This window comes from Methanomassiliicoccaceae archaeon, assembly GCA_034928305.1.
Lineage (GTDB): Archaea > Thermoplasmatota > Thermoplasmata > Methanomassiliicoccales > Methanomethylophilaceae > VadinCA11.
The window spans coordinates 14,272-33,852 of sequence record JAYFOZ010000003.1; the positions used below are offsets into that span (position 1 = coordinate 14,272).

At 53.9% G+C, this 19,581-nt stretch carries 12 protein-coding genes; 8 read left to right on the plus strand and 4 right to left on the minus strand.

Annotated elements, in window-relative coordinates; all coding sequences use genetic code 11:
* The first annotated feature begins 92 nt into the window (after positions 1-92).
* From VB016_05295 to VB016_05305, 3 genes are read left to right on the plus strand one after another with little or no spacing between them, the layout of a single operon-like run.
* Positions 93-2,786 (plus strand): PD-(D/E)XK nuclease family protein, encoded by a 2,694-nt coding sequence (locus VB016_05295; protein MEA4977944.1) that lies wholly within the window; start codon positions 93-95, stop codon positions 2,784-2,786.
* Positions 2,779-5,655, plus strand: coding sequence for a UvrD-helicase domain-containing protein (locus VB016_05300; protein MEA4977945.1), 2,877 nt, complete (start codon positions 2,779-2,781; stop codon positions 5,653-5,655). The genes VB016_05295 and VB016_05300 overlap by 8 nt, the downstream gene beginning before the upstream one ends.
* 20 nt (positions 5,656-5,675) lie before the next feature.
* On the plus strand, positions 5,676-8,279 hold the full coding sequence (locus VB016_05305) for an HAD-IC family P-type ATPase (GenBank protein MEA4977946.1): 2,604 nt from the start codon (positions 5,676-5,678) through the stop codon (positions 8,277-8,279).
* Here VB016_05305 and VB016_05310 read toward each other — a convergent pair.
* Complete coding sequence (locus tag VB016_05310) at positions 8,267-8,872, minus strand: 3'-5' exonuclease (GenBank protein MEA4977947.1); 606 nt, start codon at positions 8,870-8,872, stop codon at positions 8,267-8,269. The two genes, VB016_05305 and VB016_05310, sit on opposite strands and share 13 nt — an antisense overlap.
* Positions 8,869-9,144 carry a hypothetical protein gene (locus VB016_05315; protein MEA4977948.1) on the minus strand — a complete coding sequence of 92 codons (276 nt, stop codon included), beginning with the start codon at positions 9,142-9,144 and terminating at the stop codon, positions 8,869-8,871. The genes VB016_05310 and VB016_05315 overlap by 4 nt, the downstream gene beginning before the upstream one ends.
* Positions 9,145-9,218: 74 nt before the next feature.
* On the opposite strand from VB016_05315, the gene VB016_05320 reads away from it, so the two are divergent.
* Complete coding sequence (locus tag VB016_05320) at positions 9,219-9,413, plus strand: hypothetical protein (GenBank protein MEA4977949.1); 195 nt, start codon at positions 9,219-9,221, stop codon at positions 9,411-9,413.
* Here VB016_05320 and VB016_05325 read toward each other — a convergent pair whose 3' ends face one another.
* Positions 9,414-10,247: a cobyric acid synthase gene (locus VB016_05325; protein ID MEA4977950.1), complete on the minus strand. Its 834-nt coding sequence runs from the start codon at positions 10,245-10,247 to the stop codon at positions 9,414-9,416.
* Positions 10,244-12,052 (minus strand): cobyric acid synthase, encoded by a 1,809-nt coding sequence (locus tag VB016_05330; GenBank protein MEA4977951.1) that lies wholly within the window; start codon positions 12,050-12,052, stop codon positions 10,244-10,246. The genes VB016_05325 and VB016_05330 overlap by 4 nt, the downstream gene beginning before the upstream one ends.
* A gap of 130 nt (positions 12,053-12,182) precedes the next feature.
* Between VB016_05330 and VB016_05335 the strand changes: the two genes are divergently transcribed.
* The 4 genes from VB016_05335 to VB016_05350 all read left to right on the plus strand — a co-directional run bounded on the left by VB016_05335 (position 12,183) and on the right by VB016_05350 (position 19,552).
* Positions 12,183-13,370 (plus strand): DNA repair exonuclease, encoded by a 1,188-nt coding sequence (locus tag VB016_05335; GenBank protein MEA4977952.1) that lies wholly within the window; start codon positions 12,183-12,185, stop codon positions 13,368-13,370.
* Complete coding sequence (locus tag VB016_05340) at positions 13,367-15,709, plus strand: AAA family ATPase (protein MEA4977953.1); 2,343 nt, start codon at positions 13,367-13,369, stop codon at positions 15,707-15,709. Before VB016_05335 ends, VB016_05340 begins: the two co-directional genes overlap by 4 nt.
* Before the next feature lie 753 nt (positions 15,710-16,462).
* A complete protein-coding gene (gene dnaG, locus VB016_05345) occupies positions 16,463-18,022 on the plus strand; it encodes a DNA primase DnaG (GenBank protein ID MEA4977954.1) in 1,560 nt (519 codons plus the stop codon).
* A 9-nt stretch (positions 18,023-18,031) separates the two neighbouring features.
* Positions 18,032-19,552 (plus strand): ATP-binding protein, encoded by a 1,521-nt coding sequence (locus tag VB016_05350; protein MEA4977955.1) that lies wholly within the window; start codon positions 18,032-18,034, stop codon positions 19,550-19,552.
* Positions 19,553-19,581: the final 29 nt, after the last annotated feature.

Here is a 19,581-nt window from a genome sequence, read left to right on the forward strand (position 1 = left end):
ACAGTAATTAATTCCGCCGATTTTCCCCGGCTGAGGGTCATTGAGCATTGGTATGGAAAGAATTACTATCTCCCGACAGATATGGGGGTCAGATGAACAGGTCCAAGAGCATCGATGAAATATACGAAGAGGTGAGGGAATACGATATCGTCATAACGAACGATGCTCCGCTCGCGACCGCCCTAAATGCGCGTATAGACCGACCTACCGTCGGAGGCTTTGCATACACGCCGAGGCAGCTGGCGGCCGACCTTTCGATTCAGATACTTGGCGAACCGCTAAGGAGCGACCTTGACGTCGTTGCCACCGTTTCCGATGAGACTGGTTACGGGTTCAAGTATGTTCATGGCGAAATCGAAAACATAAGAAACATAAGGAAATACACATCGGACGTCGAAAAATACCTGTACTCGCGCCTGTCCCGCAACATCTACAATTCTTACAGGGTACTTCCGACGATAGAAAAGGCAATGGACATCTTTGTCCCCGAAACATACCATGAGAACAGCAGGCACGGGTACGTAATTTCCGATAACATGTTCGCCGGAAAAAAGACGGCCGTGATCGGGATAGAATTCTTCGACGACCTCGACAAACATTTCATACCGATAAAGCACGAGGAAATCGAAATAGCCGTTCAAGATGAGGATTTCGAGATCGGCGAAATATTCGAGATAGGCAACGACAGGCAGATCGCCGAGAACATCATCGACCTGATCGACTCCGAACGCGCCACGGACGTAGCCATCGTTATGGATACGGAGAGCGGTATCGCCGATGCCGTCCGCGCCGCTTTGTATAGGCGCGGAATACCGTTCAAGAATACTATGGCCGTCCGCGATCTTTCCCAGATAAGGGACTATCTGCGATTCCTTAATCTGGGCGCATCATACGGAACTGTCAGGGTCAGACATGTGAGGGAGCTTTTCTCCGCTTACAAGGGCACCATAAAATCCAAGCATGACAACGTGCTCCTTTCCAGGCTTCCGGAGATCGGAGGAAGGGCGCTGGAACTTGCGGAATGTATGAAGAACCTGGAAAAAATGACATTCCTTGAGGTCTGCGACCTGGTGGTGGGCGAACGGCACAGGCCCCAGGTCCATATCCTGCTTGAAGAGCTGAATTTTACAGAAAAGAAAGTGACTCCGCAGCTGATCGGAGAAATGAACTACGCCGTGAACAACGTATCCGAGCTCCACCACAATGAGCAGATACCCGACAGCGAAAAGAAGGGCGTTCTGTTGGCCGACTGCCACCGCTCCATGTTCGTCGACCGTCCTTTCGTCGCGTTCCTCGGAATGGGGGAGGAATGGGGCAACAAGATAATCGGAAGGCAGTATATCGATAAAGAGGCCGAGGCGGAGATGGACGCAATGAAATTCAGAGTCCTTCTTCAGCAGGGGACATCCCGCATCTATGCCGTGAACACCACAAAGAACGGTAAGGCCGCCCGTCCGACCTCGCTGTTCGACGGTATCTGCAAACTTGAGGGCAAAGTGCACTCCATCACCGGTTTCGGGGACATTGCCCAGGTAAGGAAAGGGTCGTGGTACAAAGAAGAGCCCGAGATCTTCCCCTATAGTGGCTCCGAACCCGTAGATTGTGGCGCCGACTGTGGTTGGAAGTTTACCAAATCGTCATACAACAACTACTGCGAGTGCCCCCGTGCATTCTATTATGGAAATCTTGTTACAACGCCGGACAACGAGCATACCGCTTTCGGCAACCTGCTGCATGAGTTCGCCGAGATGTACGTCTGTTATCCCGACCATGTTAGAAAAAGAGGCCTTGAATATTATGCAGAGCGTATAGGCGAAACCTACGCCGGCCTGTCGTGCCCCCTCATGGAGAACGTGGATATGGACCGCATACGCGTTGCCCTGAGAAACCTGATCGCCTTCATAGATGTCCAGAGACGGGAACCTGTCCCCTTGGATATGAAAAACACATCGCGCAAGTATCCAAACGGCCTTATGGAATCAGAAGGGCTTGAGATGTGCAGCAGTTACGCCGAGAGGGACATGACCTCTTCCGAATATCCGATATACGGCAAGTTCGACCTCCTGATCGGCCCCTGCTCGATCGATTACAAGACAGGGAAATACAATTCGGAAACCGAGGTTGTCAAAGGTCTCGATCCGGAGAACAAAGGCTACATGGAAACTCAGCCGATGATGTATCTCGCGCTCATCCCAGAGGCCGGGACGGGAGGAACTCCGGTTTTCCGCCTTTTCTTTATATTTGGCACCGACGGACGTGTCAAAGAAGGAACCTCCGTGCTTGACAATAAAGTGGACGTGCGTCTGCTGAAGGAAACAAAGATGGAGGCGCTGGCAGACCCGAATTCACCTCCCAGGGAGGATTTCGAGGGCGTAACGTCCTATGCCGAGATGTATGAAAACTGGGATTCTTTCATATCGCCGATACTGTCGTCGGGTCTTTCTCCAGAGAATTGGGAAAATGACGGAGTGCTTATCGATTCCATATTGTCATCGTTAAGATTGACATCGAACAAAACAAACATCAAAAAAGTCGTTGGCGCTTTGAAGAGATTAAAGAAATTTTCAGAGCCCGACTACTGGGCATGCGAAGGAGAGGTCTGCATCCCATCCGACTCCATGGGCAGATTCCTCGAGAAACTGTTGGATGATCACGCAGCCGCTTCGAAAAAGATGAGGTCCAGATTCGCCCCGGAACCGCGCATGGATTGCAGCAGATGCAATTTCATTTCTGTTTGCACCCGCGAGCCTGTTATCGCAGAAGAGGAGGGCGAAGAAGATGTCTAAGGAACCGAACCAGTCTCAGAAGAGCATCGCCGAGGGGCTGAACGGCTTCTATGTAGTGGATGCAGGGCCCGGAACAGGCAAGACTTTCACGATAGTCAGCAGATATGTGAACATCCTTAGCAGGCCGGACGTTCAGACGAGAGACATCCTGTTGCTCACATTCACCAAGAACGCCGCCACCGAAATGGAAGAGCGTATCCGCGAGAGGCTTGCCGAGGGAGACCTAGGGAAGGATACAAGACAGATACAGGCCGGGACATTCGACTCTTTCTGCTACTCGATCGTCAAAGAATCACCGGAGTCTGTCAGCGACTTCCTGGGTTTCGGCGAACGACTCACCCGCAGCGCGGCGCTTGTGGACAACGAAACGCTCAACAGAGAGTATTTCAGTGACTTCTTTGACCGCTTCAACGCCGAGCGCGGCAGCGAATACGGAGATATCGCCGTGATGGCCAGCACCATCCCTTCGGACGTGTACGCTCTTATCGGCAAACTCATGTCGAAGGGGATCGTCCCTCTCAGCAGAGGATGGTTCGGAGGAAGGGACGGCAAGGACCTTCTGGGAGATACCGCAAAGGTCCTTTCATCACTGTATAGGATGAACGGAGACTCCAAGGACAGGAATAAGCTGTTGAAGCGCATATCCAAGATCGTCGGCGGGGGGGAGCTTATCTCTTCCGGGTTCCCGCCGGTTTCGGCGGAGGAGGAGATCCCTTCGGAGATCCTGGAATCTGCGGCCAAGGAAGACAGATCCGGGATACTGAAATTCATACATGACGTCTATTACGAATACATACGGCGTTCGGTCGCCGACGACAGGCTCACCTACGGTCTTACCTCGGTCTTCGCATTCATAATCTTATACAGCAACGCGGGCGTCAGGGAACGCATGTCCTCCAGATATGTGATGATAGATGAATTCCAGGACACAAACGAGAACCAGATGATGATCGCACTGATGCTCCTCAGGGAGCCCAACCTCTGTGTGGTTGGAGACTGGAAACAGGGCATCTACGGATTCAGGTTCGTCTCCATCGACAATATAATCGATTTTGAGAGGCGCGCCGTAAGCATGCGTTCTTACCTCAACGACGACATAGAGCGCATTCCATTCAGAATACCGGCCGTCACGAGGCTCACATTGGACCGGAACTACCGCAGTTCACAAGAGATAATAGATACTTCTTTTGCCGTGCTGGGTATCCCTGGTTCCGATAACGAAAAGGTATCGCTCGATCCCGCGACCGTCACCAAACTTATGTCCGGTAACGAAGCCATCGGCAGCGACACGCACGTGAGGTTTGTGAAGACTCCGTCATCCGACCAGGCCGCGGAGACTGTTTCCAGGATCATAGATTACGTCACCGGCGAATACACCGTGCACGTCGGCGAAGAGACCAGAAGGCCGAAGTACGGCGATATCGCCGTGATATGCAAAAACAGTCGCATGTGCCGTGCCGTCTACGAAGAGGCGAAGTCTAGAGGCGTCGAAGCCTTCCTGCAGGGGGACGTGGAGATCATGTCCACCAGGGAGGGGAAGCTGCTGCTCGCATGGCTGAAATACATAAACAACAGGCAGGACCCGTGGGGGCTCGTGGGCATTCTTTCCGACATGGAATACAGTCTCGATGACATCAAAAGGATCTTACGGCCCGACAGTGAGGGCCGCTTTGCCGATGCCCCTTCGGAGATCTCCGAATTCAGGAGGGAACTGCTTAAGAAGAAACGCAGGGTCACGGACCTTATATCCTCCGTCTTCTCGCACTACGGACTGAACAACGACGTCACGCAGGCGATAATAACCACGCTGTCCTCCGCCCACCGTTCTTCTCTGCTGACGATATCCGACCTCATCAGGATAATCGAGACCGATATCGCAGAACACAATACGTACAGCATCGACGCGGACCTGAACTCCGATGCGGTTCTGATACAGACGATGCACAAATCGAAGGGGCTTGAATATCCGATAGTTATAATACCGCAGCTGGACAAAGGTGTCATCCCTAATACCAGGGGCGATACCTCTGTCATCTCGTTCAACGAGACGGACGGCGTCAGGTGCACCAAGGAACTGGTATCGGCCGACGGCTACCTTAGGACAGGGCGTTCATGGAAGACGATGCTCGTACGTGCGTCCGCAGACAAAGATTACAGCGAGGACCGTCGCACGCTGTTCGTGGCGATTTCGAGAGCTGAACAGTATATCACGATGATATGCGGCGACAGGCCGTCCAAATTCATATCGACGTTGTCGGGAGACAGTTACGAGGAGGCGCTGGGACATCTGTCCGCCCCCGTGTCCGATAAAAAGGAACGCGTCATACGAAAACCAGAACTGGCACCCTTCCAATCGCGTCGCCGGGTCATCGGTGTCCATGACATCATGGTCTTCAACGGTCTTTCTCCCGAGGAGGGGGCCGACGAGGTTTCGGGAAAGGGCATGGAGTACGGAAAGAAAGTTCATGCGATCGCCGAGGGGCTTGCAAAGGGCATCGAACCGAAGGAAAGCGTCCCGGAGATACCCGCCATAAAGGAGGTCCTGGCATCCGTCAGCGGCGCAGACCTGATACTCGTCGAGGCGCACTGCCTGCTGCCTTTGAACGGCATCAACGTCTCGCTGAGCGGTTACATCGATATGCTGGCACTTTATCCGGACCGCGCTGTGGTACATGATTACAAGACGGATGTTTCAAAAAACAACCTGGAAGCATACAAGCTTCAGCTCAGCGTTTACGCTTACGCAGCAGAAGGATTCTACAAGAGGCCGACAACATGCGTCATAGATTTCGTATCTTTGGGCGACACTGTCGAATTCGACCCTATACCCAGAGATGAAATAGAATCGGCTGTACAGATGATTTTATAAGCGGATTCGGTTCAGGTCTTATGGCAGTCCGCGGCCTGAGCGCCGATGAGGTTAATCAGCGAAGGGCTTCAGGCTTGGTGAATACCGTCGAGTCTTCCGTAAGCCGCAGTTACAGGGATATTTTCATAGAGAACTTCCTGAACTGGTTCAACCTCATACTGATGCTGCTGGGCGTTGCACTGTATCTTCTCGAGGAATATACCAGTGCAATATCGGCCACTGGCATAATCGCACTGAACATATTGGTGTCCACTCTCCAGGAGATCAAGGCCAAACGCAGGCTCGATAAGATCGCACTGCTGCTGAGGCCGAAGGTCATCGTCATCAGGGACGGTTTGGAGAGAGAGATCGACCAATCCGAAATTGTTATGGACGACGTCATCCACCTGGTCTCCGGCGACCAGGCGCTGGTCGACGGCGAACTGATCGAGATGCGTTCTCTCGAGATGGACGAGGCCGCATTGAGCGGAGAATCGAGCCCCATAAGGAAGCACGTGGGGGACACCATATTCTCCGGGTCTTACTGCGTGACGGGCGAGGCGTACTTCAGAACCACCGCCCTGGGCTCCGATACATATGCATCGAAGATGCTCGTCAGCGCCCGCAGCTACAAAAAGAAGAAAACTCCGCTGCAGATGGAGACGACCGCGGTCACGCAGCTGCTGATCTCCGTTGCCGCATTGATACTTATCATATACACCGTTCTGAAGCTCATCACGGGCGCCAACACGACCCTGAACGAGCTGCTTAAAACGGCCACCATAATTCTGGACGTCGTTCCGATAGCCCTATTTTTGCTTATAACTCTGACTTACATGATAGCCGCCATCCGCATGGCGGACACCGGATTGCTTCTGCAGAGGTCCAACTCCGTCGAGTCGATGAGCCATGTGAACACCGTGTGCATGGACAAGACCGGAACGATCACCACCAACCGCCTTATCTTCAGAAAGATGGACATGAGGATGGATGAGGACCGCGCCAGGAAGCTCATCAGATTGTTCGTAGGCTCCACAGGAAGCCACAACCGTACCGTGGGGGTATTGAAGAGCGAATTCGGTTCTGAAGAGAGCAACCTGATCGAAGAGATCCAGTTCTCTTCCGAAAGGAAATACAGCGCCGTCCGGACCCAGAAGGACGGGACGGAGTATGTCGTGATCATGGGGGCCTGGAACACCCTGAAGGACCATGTAGAGGACAAGATGGACATACAGGAGGTCATCACGTCCATGTCGAGGCAGGGGCTCAGGAACGTGGTTCTCTGCGAGGGGAGCGGCAGACTCTTCGACGGAGAGGAGCCTGTCATCCCGAACGGCCTAAGAATTATAGGAGTGGCGGCAATCGCAGACGAGGTACGTGCCGACTGCAGAGAGACCATGGACGTATTCCTGAAAAACGGCATTGATATAAAGGTGATATCCGGGGACGATCCGGAAACCGTAAACGCCCTTTTCAGCATCGCAGAGATACCGGGAGAAAGAAGGATAATCTCCGGTGACGAGCTCGACGCGCTAAAAGGCCAAGAGAAGACGGATACGATACTGGCCACCAACATATTCGGACGTATGAGGCCCGATCACAAGGAAGTGATCATCGACACCCTCAAGCTGAACAACAGGTACGTCGCGATGGTCGGGGACGGCGTCAACGATGTCAAGGCCATTAAGGCTGCACAGGTCGGCATCGCATTGGAGAGCGGGAGCGGCGCCGCACGCGGAGCGGCGGACATGGTACTCATGAGAGATAATTTCGCGGCCCTGCCCAAGGCCCTCATGGAGGGCCGCAGGACCGTCACCGGGATGCGGGATATTCTCAAGATCTATCTGACCAGGAATTTCACGCTGGTATTTCTTATAGTATTTACGCTGCTGTTGCTTGGCAACTCGCCGCTGCTGCCGATACAGAACACGATGTACGCTTTGCTCACCGTTTCCATATCGGCATTCCTGATGACCCTCTGGGCCAAGCCGGACGACAACGGAGATATGGTCCTTCCGGAAGTGATCCGTTTCGCAATCCCTTCTGCATTCCTTATCGGATTGTTCGGAATCGTCATCTACATAATTTTCTACTTCGGGACCGGGACGTTCATAAACATCGACTATCACGCCATGGCCGAATCGGCCGGAGTACCGTACATCGACCTGGTAAAATCTCTGGACCTGGCGGGAACAGACGCGACGATCGGCATGTTCGAGAACGATATACGCGAGATCAACGCCCGCAATGCAATGCTGTTCTTCATCATACTGGCCGGAATATTGGAGCTTTTGCTCGTGCACCCGATACACAGATTCCTGTCGGTGAACGAAAGAAAGGTCACAAAGGACATCAAGCCGACGCTATTGGTCATTCTTCTCCTCCTGCTGTTCTCCTGCGTCTACTTCGTTCCGGCGACCGATTGGTTCATGATCAGATACATATCGACCGCGGTGTTCCCGGCGGAATATTATATTCCGATAATCGGCCTTGCACTGGTCTGGTTGTTCGTCCTGAGGACCGCGTTGCGCAGCGGACTGTTCTCTTCCATTTCGATCTACACCGAAACGTGGTTCAACAATAAGCTCGACAAGGAAGTCGAAAAGAGCATGAGGGAAGACAGCGCCCCGGATCAAGGCGAGTAAGTTCCATCGCGGAACATCTGCACCAGTATGTGCGACGCGACCTTGGCATCCGACATCGCGCGGTGCTCCTGAACCCCCTCGATCCCGGCAGGGTCCCCTTCCACTATTTTTTCGTACGCAAGATCCAGCTTGGGATACTGGTACTGCCTCCCGTAATATTGGCTGGGCACCTTACATATGGGGGTGGCGGCCTTCATAATATCCGTGCACTCTGTGAAGAGGTCCTTCATGTTCCACGGTTCGTGGTAGAGGAACTTGCCCATATCATACTCCGTATTGTAAGACGTTACCCTCTTCCCCCTCAGAAGTTTCCTTACGTCGGCGACCACTTCCCGCATGGGAGGGGCCGAATCGACCATGTCGAGCGTCATGTCCGTGTTCTCGAATATCCATGCATTGCGACGATATTCGTTCCATTCGGACGTATCGTAGCCTACCACTGAAGAATATACCGGTTCCACGGTGCCTTTTTCCAGGTCCACCCTGCATACTGCAATGTCGACTATGACGTCCTGGGGATGTCCTTTCAGGCCGGTGGTCTCCGTGTCGAGAACGTATATCTCGCCTGCAAAGAAATTGTCCAGCGTGCTCATTTCCTACGCCCCTCCTCTTTTACTTCGTCCTTGTATCTGGAGTATCTGATCAGCTTGTACAATGAGTACAGAAAGATCAGGAGGACCGTCGCAGGAAGATACACCGGAGAATAATAGTCTAAAATCTGGGAGACCGTCAAAGAGGACAGGTCTATGACTTCCAATGCGAAACCCATCGACGGCACTGTCTGCGCAATGGCCGCGGCGTCCCCGGCCGTCAGCGGTACGGCGAAGGGCACAGCGAGTGAAATTATCAAAGCCATCGATCTCATCGCGGTCGCATAGCATTCGTTTTATAAAAACGGCAATCAAAAAAGATATCAATCGAACGCCCCGATACGTGGACATGAGCGTTGTAATCTCGATGTACGGAAAAAATACGGAAATCGCCGCCGAAGGCACTCTGGGCGAAGCTTTTCGTTCCATGGGTCTGCTCCCGAACGCGTTCCTGTTCCTGATGAAAGGGACGCCCGTCCCTTCCGACACGCCCCTCGAGGACGGTATGGTCGTCCAGGCGATCAAGGTCGCTTCCGGCGGATGATCATTGTTCGGCGATTTTGTTTAGTGCTTCGAAATCGAAGCCGCAACGCTCCGCCTCGGATATAAGTGAGTCCAGGTTCTCCAGGTACGCCGAACTTGTATCTTTTCCGGACATCCTGCCGCCGGAATTCGAGAGGGAATCCTCTTCGGGGAACCTGAGGTCCGCATAAGGGAGTATACCGAGGCACTTCATGCCCGTGGCATCCTCGATGCTCGCTATGCCGCTCCCGAGTATCGTCGGGTCGCCGCGGAAACGGTTGATGATGAATCCCTTCAGCAGTCCGCGCTGTCCCTCCGGGATCAGCTTCCACGTGCCGTAAAGGGCTGCGAACACGCCCCCTCTTTCTATATCTCCTACAAGTACCGATGGTATGTTCCTATCGCGCATCATGCCCACGTTGGCGATGTCCCTCTCGCGGAGATTTATCTCCGCCGGGGATCCGGAGCCTTCGCATACCACCGCATCGAACATCCCTCTGAGCCTGTCATAGGCCTTGCAGGCCTCTGCTGTCGCAATTCCTATGTCCAGCGGCTTATCGTCCGTAATATCGGCATAGGGAATCCCGTTGAGCACGACCTGTATCCTGCCGTTGCCGCTGGGCTTCAGCAATATCGGGTTCATGTCCGTGACGGGGGCCGTCCCGGAGGCCATGGCCTGGAAGGCCTGACCTATCCCTATCTCCCCTCCGTCGGACGTGGCGTAAGAATTTAAGGACAGATTGGAAGCCTTGAAGGGTGCGACGCGGACCCCTTTGCGGGAAAGGTATCTGCAATACATGGCCGACACCGTGGTCTTACCGGCCCCCGATGATGTGCCCAGGAAAAGGACCTTCACCGTACCGCCCCTATGATGTCCATGATCTTGTTCATATCCAATGCGTCCTCGAACACGTCCGCCAGCTTATCCAGGTTCCAGTCCACGTAATCGTTGTAGTCGACGCTTTCCGGAGCCGTGTTCCCGCCCTTGACGAACGAAAGGAAATATCCGCGGAAGTCCTGGGTGTCGAACGCCCCGTGCAGATATGTGCCGAACAGCATCTCGTCCTCGCGGACCGAACCTTCATCCGTGTTGCCGGAAAAACCTTCGATGGAGAACAGCGGCCTTTCCCTCACTTCCGTCCCGCCCATATGTATCTGGTAACCGGTCACTTCGCCGCCGGTGGCGATTATCTTTCCGCGTTCCTGCCTCACGCATTTCTCGTAACGTTCCCATGACGTGACGTTATCGAAGAACCCGAGCCCCTGGGTTTCGGACGGTTTTCCGTCCTCGATACCCTTGGGGTCCGACAGCAGCGAGCCCATCATCTGATATCCGCCGCAGAGCCCGATGATCGGCACCTTTCCTTTCATCGAGAGTATCTTTGCCGCAATCCCGTTTTCCTTCATCCATCTGAGGTCCGAGATAGTATTCTTGGTCCCCGGAAGCACGATCGCGTCCGCGCCGTCGAACTCCTCGGGCCTATCGGCGAATACCACCGTCGTGTCCTCGAGGAAAAGCGGATCCAGGTCGGTGAAGTTGGATATCCGGGGGAACTTGACGACCGCGATGCGCATCGAACCTGTGCCCACGGTACGTGAATTGCGGAAGCTCTCGGAGTCCTCGCTCGGAAGCTTAACATCGGCATGCGGAACGATACCTATCACCGGTATCGCCAGCATCTTCTCCAGCTCGTCGGCCCCGGACCTCATTTTTCCGGTGTCTCCCCTGACATTGTTGATTATTATCCCCTTGATCCGCTTCCTGTCGTTCTCAGGGATCAGCTCGACGGTTCCGAGCGCATATGCGAACGCACCGCCCCACTCAGCGTTCACAACCAGCAAGCAGTCTGCGTCCGCGATGACCGCCGCCTGCATGTTCGCTATGTCTGAATCATAGATGTTTATCTCGGCGGGGGACCCCGCGCCCTCCATCACCACGATATCATATCTGTCAAGAAGGAAATCGATATTTCTTTTCACGGCCTCTCTGCCTGGTCCCGGGACGAACTCCGAATAATAGGAAGAGACATCATAATCTGCGAAGGGCTTCCCCTCGACCACGACCTGCGAGACCATATCGCCCTTCGGCTTCATGAGTATCGGGTTCATATGATAGTCGGTGTTCTTCAGGCCCGCGGCCTGCGCCTGCAGCGCCTGTATCATGGCAATCTCCGAACCCGTCCTCGTAACCTTTGAGTTCAGGCTCATATTCTGTGATTTGAAAGGCGCCGTGACGAAACCTTTCCTATGAAGGATCCTGCATAAAGCGGCAACTGTCACGGATTTGCCGGCGTCGGATGTCGCGCCCAACACCATGATCGCCCTTCCCCTGCGCCAGAACTTCTTCTTCGCATCAGAAAAGATCTCGGCCATCCTCTCGTCGCCACATTCTTCGAAACCGGTACGTCTGATCTCGTCCAGAACGAAGCATGCGACCTCCCTGCGATGGATGAAAAGACAGTCCGAACAGTCCCATACTTCACTGCCGCGCCTGGATTCTATGAACTTCCCGAACTTTTCGTCCTCGCACGGATAGAACGGGCAGAAACAGAAGGTGCAGTCCTGGCCGATGAAATGGCTGGGATGGTACGGGCATCCGTGGTCGGAACCTGTATGGCCCCTCTCGACCTCCTCCTTCACTTTCTTTTTGATGCAGTCCATTTCCGGCCCCAGGTTGGATGGTATTACCAATATAATATTTGGAGGTACGGCCGAACATCCAGCTCACTTTCGGAATATTCGGCGGACCTGGGGAGACCATACTTAAACTTCCGTATTGTTACAGTGGGCTATGTCTGACTTTAAATTCATCCACTGCGCGGACCTGCATCTGGGCAGCAGGTTCTCGGGAATAAGGTCCAGGAACGGGGACCTTGCGAAAAAGATGACGGAGTCCACATTCTCTTCTTTCTCAAGGATAGCCGACCTCGCACGTTCCGAGGACGCAGATTTCATGGTGATATCGGGAGACGTCTTCGACAAAGAGACGATCACTCCTCTGACCAGGTTCCGCTTTGCCGAAATCCTAGAAGATATGAAAATCCCATGTTTCATCGCATGGGGGAACCATGACCATACGACGAGCTGGGAGGACAGCATTCCTCTGCCGAGGAACGTCCATGAGTTCGGCGGAGAGCCCGAGCAACAGATACTGGACCTGAAGAACGGCGGTACCGTCGAGATATCCGGCATAAGCTTCACCTCAAAAAATACCAGCGAAGACCTGGCAGTGAAGCTGGACGGCAGGAAGGACATTTTCACCGTCGGATGCGTGCACTGCGACGTCGATTCCCAGGACGGATCGGGTTACGCGCCCACCCGGCTTGGCGATCTGATCCCGAAGAACATCAACTATTGGGCACTGGGTCACATCCATAAGCGCGCCGTGCTGCACGAGCGCCCTTATGTCGTATATCCCGGGAATTCACAGGGAAGGAACATCAAAGAGTCTGGAGAGAAGGGCGCTTATGTCGTCAAGGTCGCCTCGAACATAGTCACCGAGATGCGTTTCGTGCCCACCCAGACGATGGTGTGGGAGAAGATGGAAGTAGATATCACCGGATGCGATCTGGGCTCTTTCGTCGAACGCGCTTCCTCGCTGATCGGGAGAGACTCCGTGGTGCGCCTTGTGATAAACGGGCGCGGAGTGCTCGACCGCATGCTAAGGTCCGACCCTGACGATGTTATGGAAGCGATACGTAAGAGGGCCGCCGGTACGTTGGCCGATATCGAGGTCAACTCAAAACCGGAGAGAGCGCCTGTCGTCGGAGGGAACGACCTTGTATCGAAGGTCGCGGCCGTGTCCGAAGCGGTGATGAACATGGAAAGGAAAGACCTGATCGAAACGATCTGCAGCACCAAGACTTCGAAAAATCACCTGCAACAATATTTCGAATCACTGAGCGACGAGGAACTCAGAAACGTCGTCAACGATGCGAAGATCAGATTGATGGAGCGTTTCTCGGAGGCGTCCGAATGATCATAGAGTCAGTGCGTATCCGCCTCTTCGGAAAGACCGCGAACAAGGATTACGGTCAGATGTTCCCGGGACTTACCGTCTATTACGGCGAGAACGAGAGCGGGAAGACCACGCTTAAGGAATTCATCAGAACCACCCTTTTCAAAACTGCAACGCGCAAGAACAATTATCCGCTGACCATGAGCACCGATTCCGGCGAGGTGGACTGCATAACCGATTCGGGAGAGAAGTTCACTATAACAAGGGCCGGCAACAAGATAGTGTCCAGCATCGGAAAGATGCCACCGGAGATATCCGGAGTGGACCCGGACGTCTACAGGAGCGTTTACGCCATGAACCCGGACGACCTCATAGATACGGCCGTCGTCGATTCCGGCGATATCAAAAGGAAATTCCTAACGGTTCCCGGGGGAGAGAACATGCCCCAGATATCGGAATCCATAGATTGCGAGATGGAGGCTCTTCTGAATCAGTCCAAGATCACCGATTCCAGGGGAATCGGCAAGCTTAGACGCGAGATCGACGAAAACGCCAAAGCCATCGATCTAGCCAGATTGAAAGGACCCGAATATTGCAGGTTGGCGAAGGACGAGGCCGAAATAATATCGGAACTCGCTGTGCTCAGAGAGAAGCAGGCGGAAGGCGAAAAGGTCAGGGCCCGGATAAGAGCATACGGAGAACAGAAGAAGAACATGCTCGAATACGGGGAGCTGGAACTGAGCCGTAACGTTATGGGCGACGCCGACAGGGCTCCGCCCGAGGGAATGGCCAAGTACAGGGAGCTGAGGGACTCGGTCGGATTCAGGCTCGCAAAAAAAGAAGATGCCGAAAAGAAACTGGACGAGATCGGAGAAAAACTCGGAGGCGCCTCTTTCGATGCCGTAGAACGGAACAGAGCGCGCATACTGTCCCTTAACGAGAACATAGGCTCATACAGATCCGCGGCGTCCGATATGAGGGCGATCGGTGAAGAAGTTTCCATACTGGATTCGGATATCGCCTCGCTGATGGACGGCAGACTGGACGAAGATACCGCCAGGAACGCCGACACGGGCCAAGATGTGATCGACCGGGCCTCCGATACACGGATGCCTAAAAAGAACAACGTGCCTGCCATCGTGCTCTTGGCTCTTGCGGCCGTTTCGGCCGTGGCCGCATTCGTTACGGCCGTCCCATACATTTACGTCGTCGCGGCGGTGTTCGCCGTTCTTGCGGCGGTCACCGTTCTCCGTTCCGTAAAACCTGCCGCGGACCTCTTCGACGACTACATCGTATCCCGCGGATTCCCGCCCGGTACACGCAGAGAGGAGGTCGCCGGGCTCTGTTCCGTCATAGACAGCATCAGGAGGTTGGAGGAAAAGCGCCAGTCCTACATTGGACGCGTCAGAGACATGGAGGCATCGATAAACGGATTAGATTCCGAACTTGCATCGGTAGCATCCGAAGTGGGCATCGAACGCGTTTCCTTCGAGGCCGACGTGCGCATGCTCAACGCCCTCGTCGCATCTCTCTCCGGGATAACCGATGCAGCCAAAACGGCAGAAAGTGCCCGCTCCGAATATCTGGACGCCCGGGCCGTCCTCGACGGATACCTCGCCCCCTATGGGTCGGCGGAGGAGCTTGAAAGGATAGTGAAGCTCAAGATCGAACGGGACCGGACCGACGAAAGGATGGATAATATAAAAACCATCTTGGGTTCGGCCGGCATCGACATGGTATCCGAACCTCCCCCGCTGCCGGACGACCTGACTGCGGAAATCGGTGAAAAACAGATAAATCTTGGAAAAATAAGCAACCAGAAGGCCGCCATACTCAGAGACTCGGACACCGAGCGCCTCTACAACGAGAGAAGCTCGCTGGAGACCGAGCTGTGCTCGGAGAAGCGCAGGTGGGGGGTCCTTTCGTTGGAGAAACATATATCTGACGCCGCATGCGACGATATCTACGACAATATGCAGCCGCGCGTGATCCAGACCGCCGACAGATATCTGGAGATGATGACGAAGGGGATTTACCGCATGGACGGTAACCCTCGTACGAAGAATGTTTCCATACGAAGCGGGACAGAAATAAAATCTAAGGATCAATGGAGTTCCGGCCTTGCGGGGCAGGTATGCCTCTCGCTCAAGCTGGCGGTCGCGAAGGAGATGTCGGACGAAAAGCTTCCGATATTGTTGGACGATGTGTTGCTGGTGTTCGATTCGGAAAGGAAGCTCGGCGCATGCCGTGCGCTTTCCGAGGTCGCAAAGGATATGCAGATCATATTCTTCACCTGCGACCGCGAGACATATGGATTCATGAAGCAGGTTGGAGCGAAAACGGTGGAGATATCGCTCTGACTGGATCGTACCAAGAAAATACCTATGGCGGCGCGTACGAAACATTTATGCATTCGTCGCCGCCACAGGGCGATTGCATAGGCGCTCCGTCATATGCATCGGAGACGGTCGGCACTTCGTTCTGTGCGGAGTACCGGTCGCCGTCCGAGACAGACCCGACCTCGCTGGATGTAACTACGATGACGAGGCTCGCCAATATCAAAGACAGCAACAGACAAAAAAGAAAGGTGATGGCCTTGGGAGGCTTGTTGCTTTTTTTCAGCTTTTTGATACCCCCATAATATCAAACTGAGTTTACAACTATTTCCTTCTATCGTCCAACGTTGCAGCTTCGCATAAGCGTTCCTACCGCCCCTATGACGCCAAAAAACACCGCTTATGACATGGTTGCGGTGCAATCGAAAAATGCTTAACCCAAAAATATAACACAAACACTTCATTTTGTAATGTGCGCCCTTGATTCGTCGGCTACCCTAAGGCATACGACGAAAATCAGGGTTAAATTCATCTGTTTTCCGCAAAACGTTATAAGCGTGATATGCATTTGAGCATTAAGGGAATTGAATGTTCCCTGTTCACTGATTCACTATCAATCGGCAACCCCGTACAAATGACCGGGTTGCGAGACCAAAATAGATACCGCTGAGCGGGAAAGACGACAGGTCTGAGACGAGAATACAGTTCGCGTAGGGCAAATGCCTATGAGAAAGAGCTGAGCAGGGCATAATCTCTTCCTTCATGGAAATGATTCAAATGTACGCAGATCCAACAGCTACAAAATATTTGGTTAAAGCGAAAATAAACGCTGACGGTGTCGTGGAGAAACCCGACGTCGTGGGAGCGATATTCGGACAGACGGAAGGACTTCTCGGCGACGACCTGGACCTCAGAGATCTCCAAAAAACAGGGAGGATCGGAAGGATAGAAGTCGATGTAACCTCGAAGGGCGGAAGGTCCGAAGGTAACATCACGATGTCCTCCAGCCTCGACCAGGTTGAAACAGTAATCCTCGCATCTGCTCTGGAGACCGTCGATCGCGTGGGTCCCTGCAAGGCATTCATAAAGGTCCTCGGGATCGAGGATGTAAGGATAACCAAGAGGGAGAAGGTCATAGAACGCGCCAAAGAGCTCCTTTCCGAGCTCATAAAGCAGTCGAAAGGGACCAGCTCCGACCTTACGGACAACATAAGAAAGAGCCTGCAGGTCGAAGAGATAGTATCATACGGCAAGGACAGGTGCCCTGCCGGACCTAACGTCAAGGATGCCGAGGCAATAATAGTCGTCGAGGGCAGATCGGACGTTCTGAACTGCCTCAGGGCAGGGATTAAGAACGCCATAGCCGTCGAAGGGACAGATATCCCCAAGACGGTTCAGGACCTCTCCAAAGAGAGGGTCGTCACCGCGTTCGTAGACGGCGACAGAGGAGGAGAACTGATTCTGAAGGAGCTTTTCCAGGTGGCCGAGGTCGACTTCGTCGCCCGCGCTCCCCGCGCCCAGGAAGTTGAAGAGCTCACACAGAAGCAGCTTGTGAAATGTCTCCGCAACAAGATACCTGCAGACCAGTACATGGAAATGAACGGTATAACGGTCGAAGAGCCCAAGGAGAAAGAAGAGGAAAAGGAGAAGGAAGAAGATTCCAGGCCTCCCAGAAGGGAACAGCACTCCAGCCACGACCGCCACCAGAATCAGAATCAGAATCAGAACGCAAGGTCGAGAGATGATGACCGCGCTCCCAGGAAGGAGAGATTCAACACCGAAGCCGCAGACAGGTTCAAGAAGAAAGAGGTCAGGGAAGAGCCCGAGGTTGCAGAAGAATCCGAGCCCGAGCAGGTGAAAGAGAACGTGAAACCTGAGGTTGTGAAACCTGAGGTTGCAAGGCACGAGACCGTAAGAAATGAATCTGCAAGGACCGAGGCCTCAAAACCCGAGGTCGAAGAGAAGAACAATGCAGAGACAGATGAAAAGCCCACGAGGTCCCTCCGCGCAAAGAGGCCCAGAAGGGCCGACAAGGCGCTGACGGAAGACCAGGTCTTCTTCAGAGATATGCTCGCCGACATGGCATCCACCCACAATGCGAAACTTCTCGACGCCGAGAAGAAGATTGTAAAAGAGGTAGCCGTGAAGAGCCTCGCCGACACCCTCAAGGAAGAGGGCGAGGGAATCGCATCCATCGTCTTCGACGGAGTAATATCTCAGAGGATAGTAGATGTCTGCGATGAGAAGAAGATCGGTGTTGTGGTCGCCACCCGCAAGGGAAAGGTCTCCAAACTGCCGGCCGACATGACTCTCTGGGCAAAGGACGATTTCTACTGAGGAAATCCCATGACAGAAAAGAGGCCCGTAAAAAACTGGAGCGATGTGACCGAGCTGTCCTCCACCGGCGATATCCGTCTGCCATCCGACCCCCTGGATAGGGTGCTGGGTCAGAACGGGGCCATCGAAATGGCCAAGATCGCCGCAAAACAGCGAAGAAACCTGCTCCTGGTCGGGCCTCCCGGCACCGGCAAGTCGATGATAGCTCAAGCGCTGTCGTTGAACCTGCCGGTGCCGAAACATGAGGTACGCGTGGTGAAGAACCCCGAAAACAGCGAGAGGCCCCTCTTAGAAGTGGTGGACGATAAGGAGGTCGTCCGGGAAGAGGACCTTACGGCCGAGACCGTAGGAAAAATTCTAGAACCCAAGAACGCCCCTGTGAACGTCGCAGAGAGGCTAGGGTTCCGCTGTAAGAAATGCGGAGCATATTCCAGTCCCCACGACCTTGTGTGCCCCGAATGTCAGACCGGAAAAACAAACGTTGCGGGAAATGCGCCCTTCGCCGACCTCTTCGGCAGCCTTATGGAATCATTCAACGGGCAGCCGACGCTCGCAGGAAAGGACCGCGTAAATACCACCCGCACGCTTGCCGACGGCACTGAAGAGACGATCGTCTTCGAAAGGGCCGGCGACAACATCCGCATGCTCGACCAGAAATCTCTGGAAAAAAGGAGCCAACTCCAAGGCACCAAGAACAAGAAGATACTTGTCAAACTCAGGAGGAATCCGTTCGTTATGGCCACCGGTTCGTCCGAGACCGAACTTCTGGGAGACGTTTTACATGATCCATATGGCGGTCATGAAAAACTAGGCTCCCCTGCTTACGAGAGGGTCGTCGCCGGAGCGGTACACGAAGCCCATGAGGGCGTTCTCTTCATCGACGAGATTTCGCATCTCGGAAATCTCCAGAGATATATTCTAACGGCGATGCAGGAGGGGACGTTCCCGATAACGGGGCACAACCCGCAGTCGGCGGGAGCCAGTGTCAGAGTTGACGCGGTCCCCTGCGACTTCATACTGGTAGCCGCCTGTAACATACAGGATATCGAAAACATCCTTTCTCCGTTGCGTTCGCGTATAATCGGTAACGGATACGAAGTGCTGGTCGACACGGTTATGCCGGACAACAGCGAGAACCGCGCCAAATACGCCCAGTTCGTGGCCCAAGAGGTCCAGAAGGACGGACGTATCCCGCATGCAGAAATACCTGCAGTGGAAGAACTGATCAAGGAGGGCCGCCGCAGGGCGAAGCTGGACGACCAGTCGAATTCGCTTACTCTGAGGCTGAGGGAGATGGGCGGGCTCATACGCGCGGCAGGAGACATCGCCGTAATGGACGGCGAGGACATGATCACCGCGGAACATGTACGCAGAGCGCTAAAGCGTGCGATGCCTGTTGAAGAACAGATAAAGAACAAATACGGATCGTACACCAAGGGCCTTTCCAAAGACGTGACAAGCGCTCAGAAAGAAACATCCCAGTATTATTTCCAGAACGAGCACGTACCTGACGACAGCATGTTCAACTGAACAAAATTTTTAAAGGGGGGCTTTCGCCC

Coding starts and splice junctions, on each gene's coding strand:
- VB016_05310 (MEA4977947.1), bottom strand. CDS start 8,872: ATGAGCACGCTGGACAATTTCTTTGCAGGCGAGATATACGTTCTCGAC.
- VB016_05350 (MEA4977955.1), top strand. CDS start 18,032: ATGACAGAAAAGAGGCCCGTAAAAAACTGGAGCGATGTGACCGAGCTG.
- dnaG (MEA4977954.1), top strand. CDS start 16,463: ATGTACGCAGATCCAACAGCTACAAAATATTTGGTTAAAGCGAAAATA.
- VB016_05305 (MEA4977946.1), top strand. CDS start 5,676: ATGGCAGTCCGCGGCCTGAGCGCCGATGAGGTTAATCAGCGAAGGGCT.
- VB016_05320 (MEA4977949.1), top strand. CDS start 9,219: ATGAGCGTTGTAATCTCGATGTACGGAAAAAATACGGAAATCGCCGCC.
- VB016_05330 (MEA4977951.1), bottom strand. CDS start 12,052: ATGGACTGCATCAAAAAGAAAGTGAAGGAGGAGGTCGAGAGGGGCCAT.
- VB016_05340 (MEA4977953.1), top strand. CDS start 13,367: ATGATCATAGAGTCAGTGCGTATCCGCCTCTTCGGAAAGACCGCGAAC.
- VB016_05300 (MEA4977945.1), top strand. CDS start 2,779: ATGTCTAAGGAACCGAACCAGTCTCAGAAGAGCATCGCCGAGGGGCTG.
- VB016_05335 (MEA4977952.1), top strand. CDS start 12,183: ATGTCTGACTTTAAATTCATCCACTGCGCGGACCTGCATCTGGGCAGC.
- VB016_05295 (MEA4977944.1), top strand. CDS start 93: ATGAACAGGTCCAAGAGCATCGATGAAATATACGAAGAGGTGAGGGAA.
- VB016_05315 (MEA4977948.1), bottom strand. CDS start 9,144: ATGAGATCGATGGCTTTGATAATTTCACTCGCTGTGCCCTTCGCCGTA.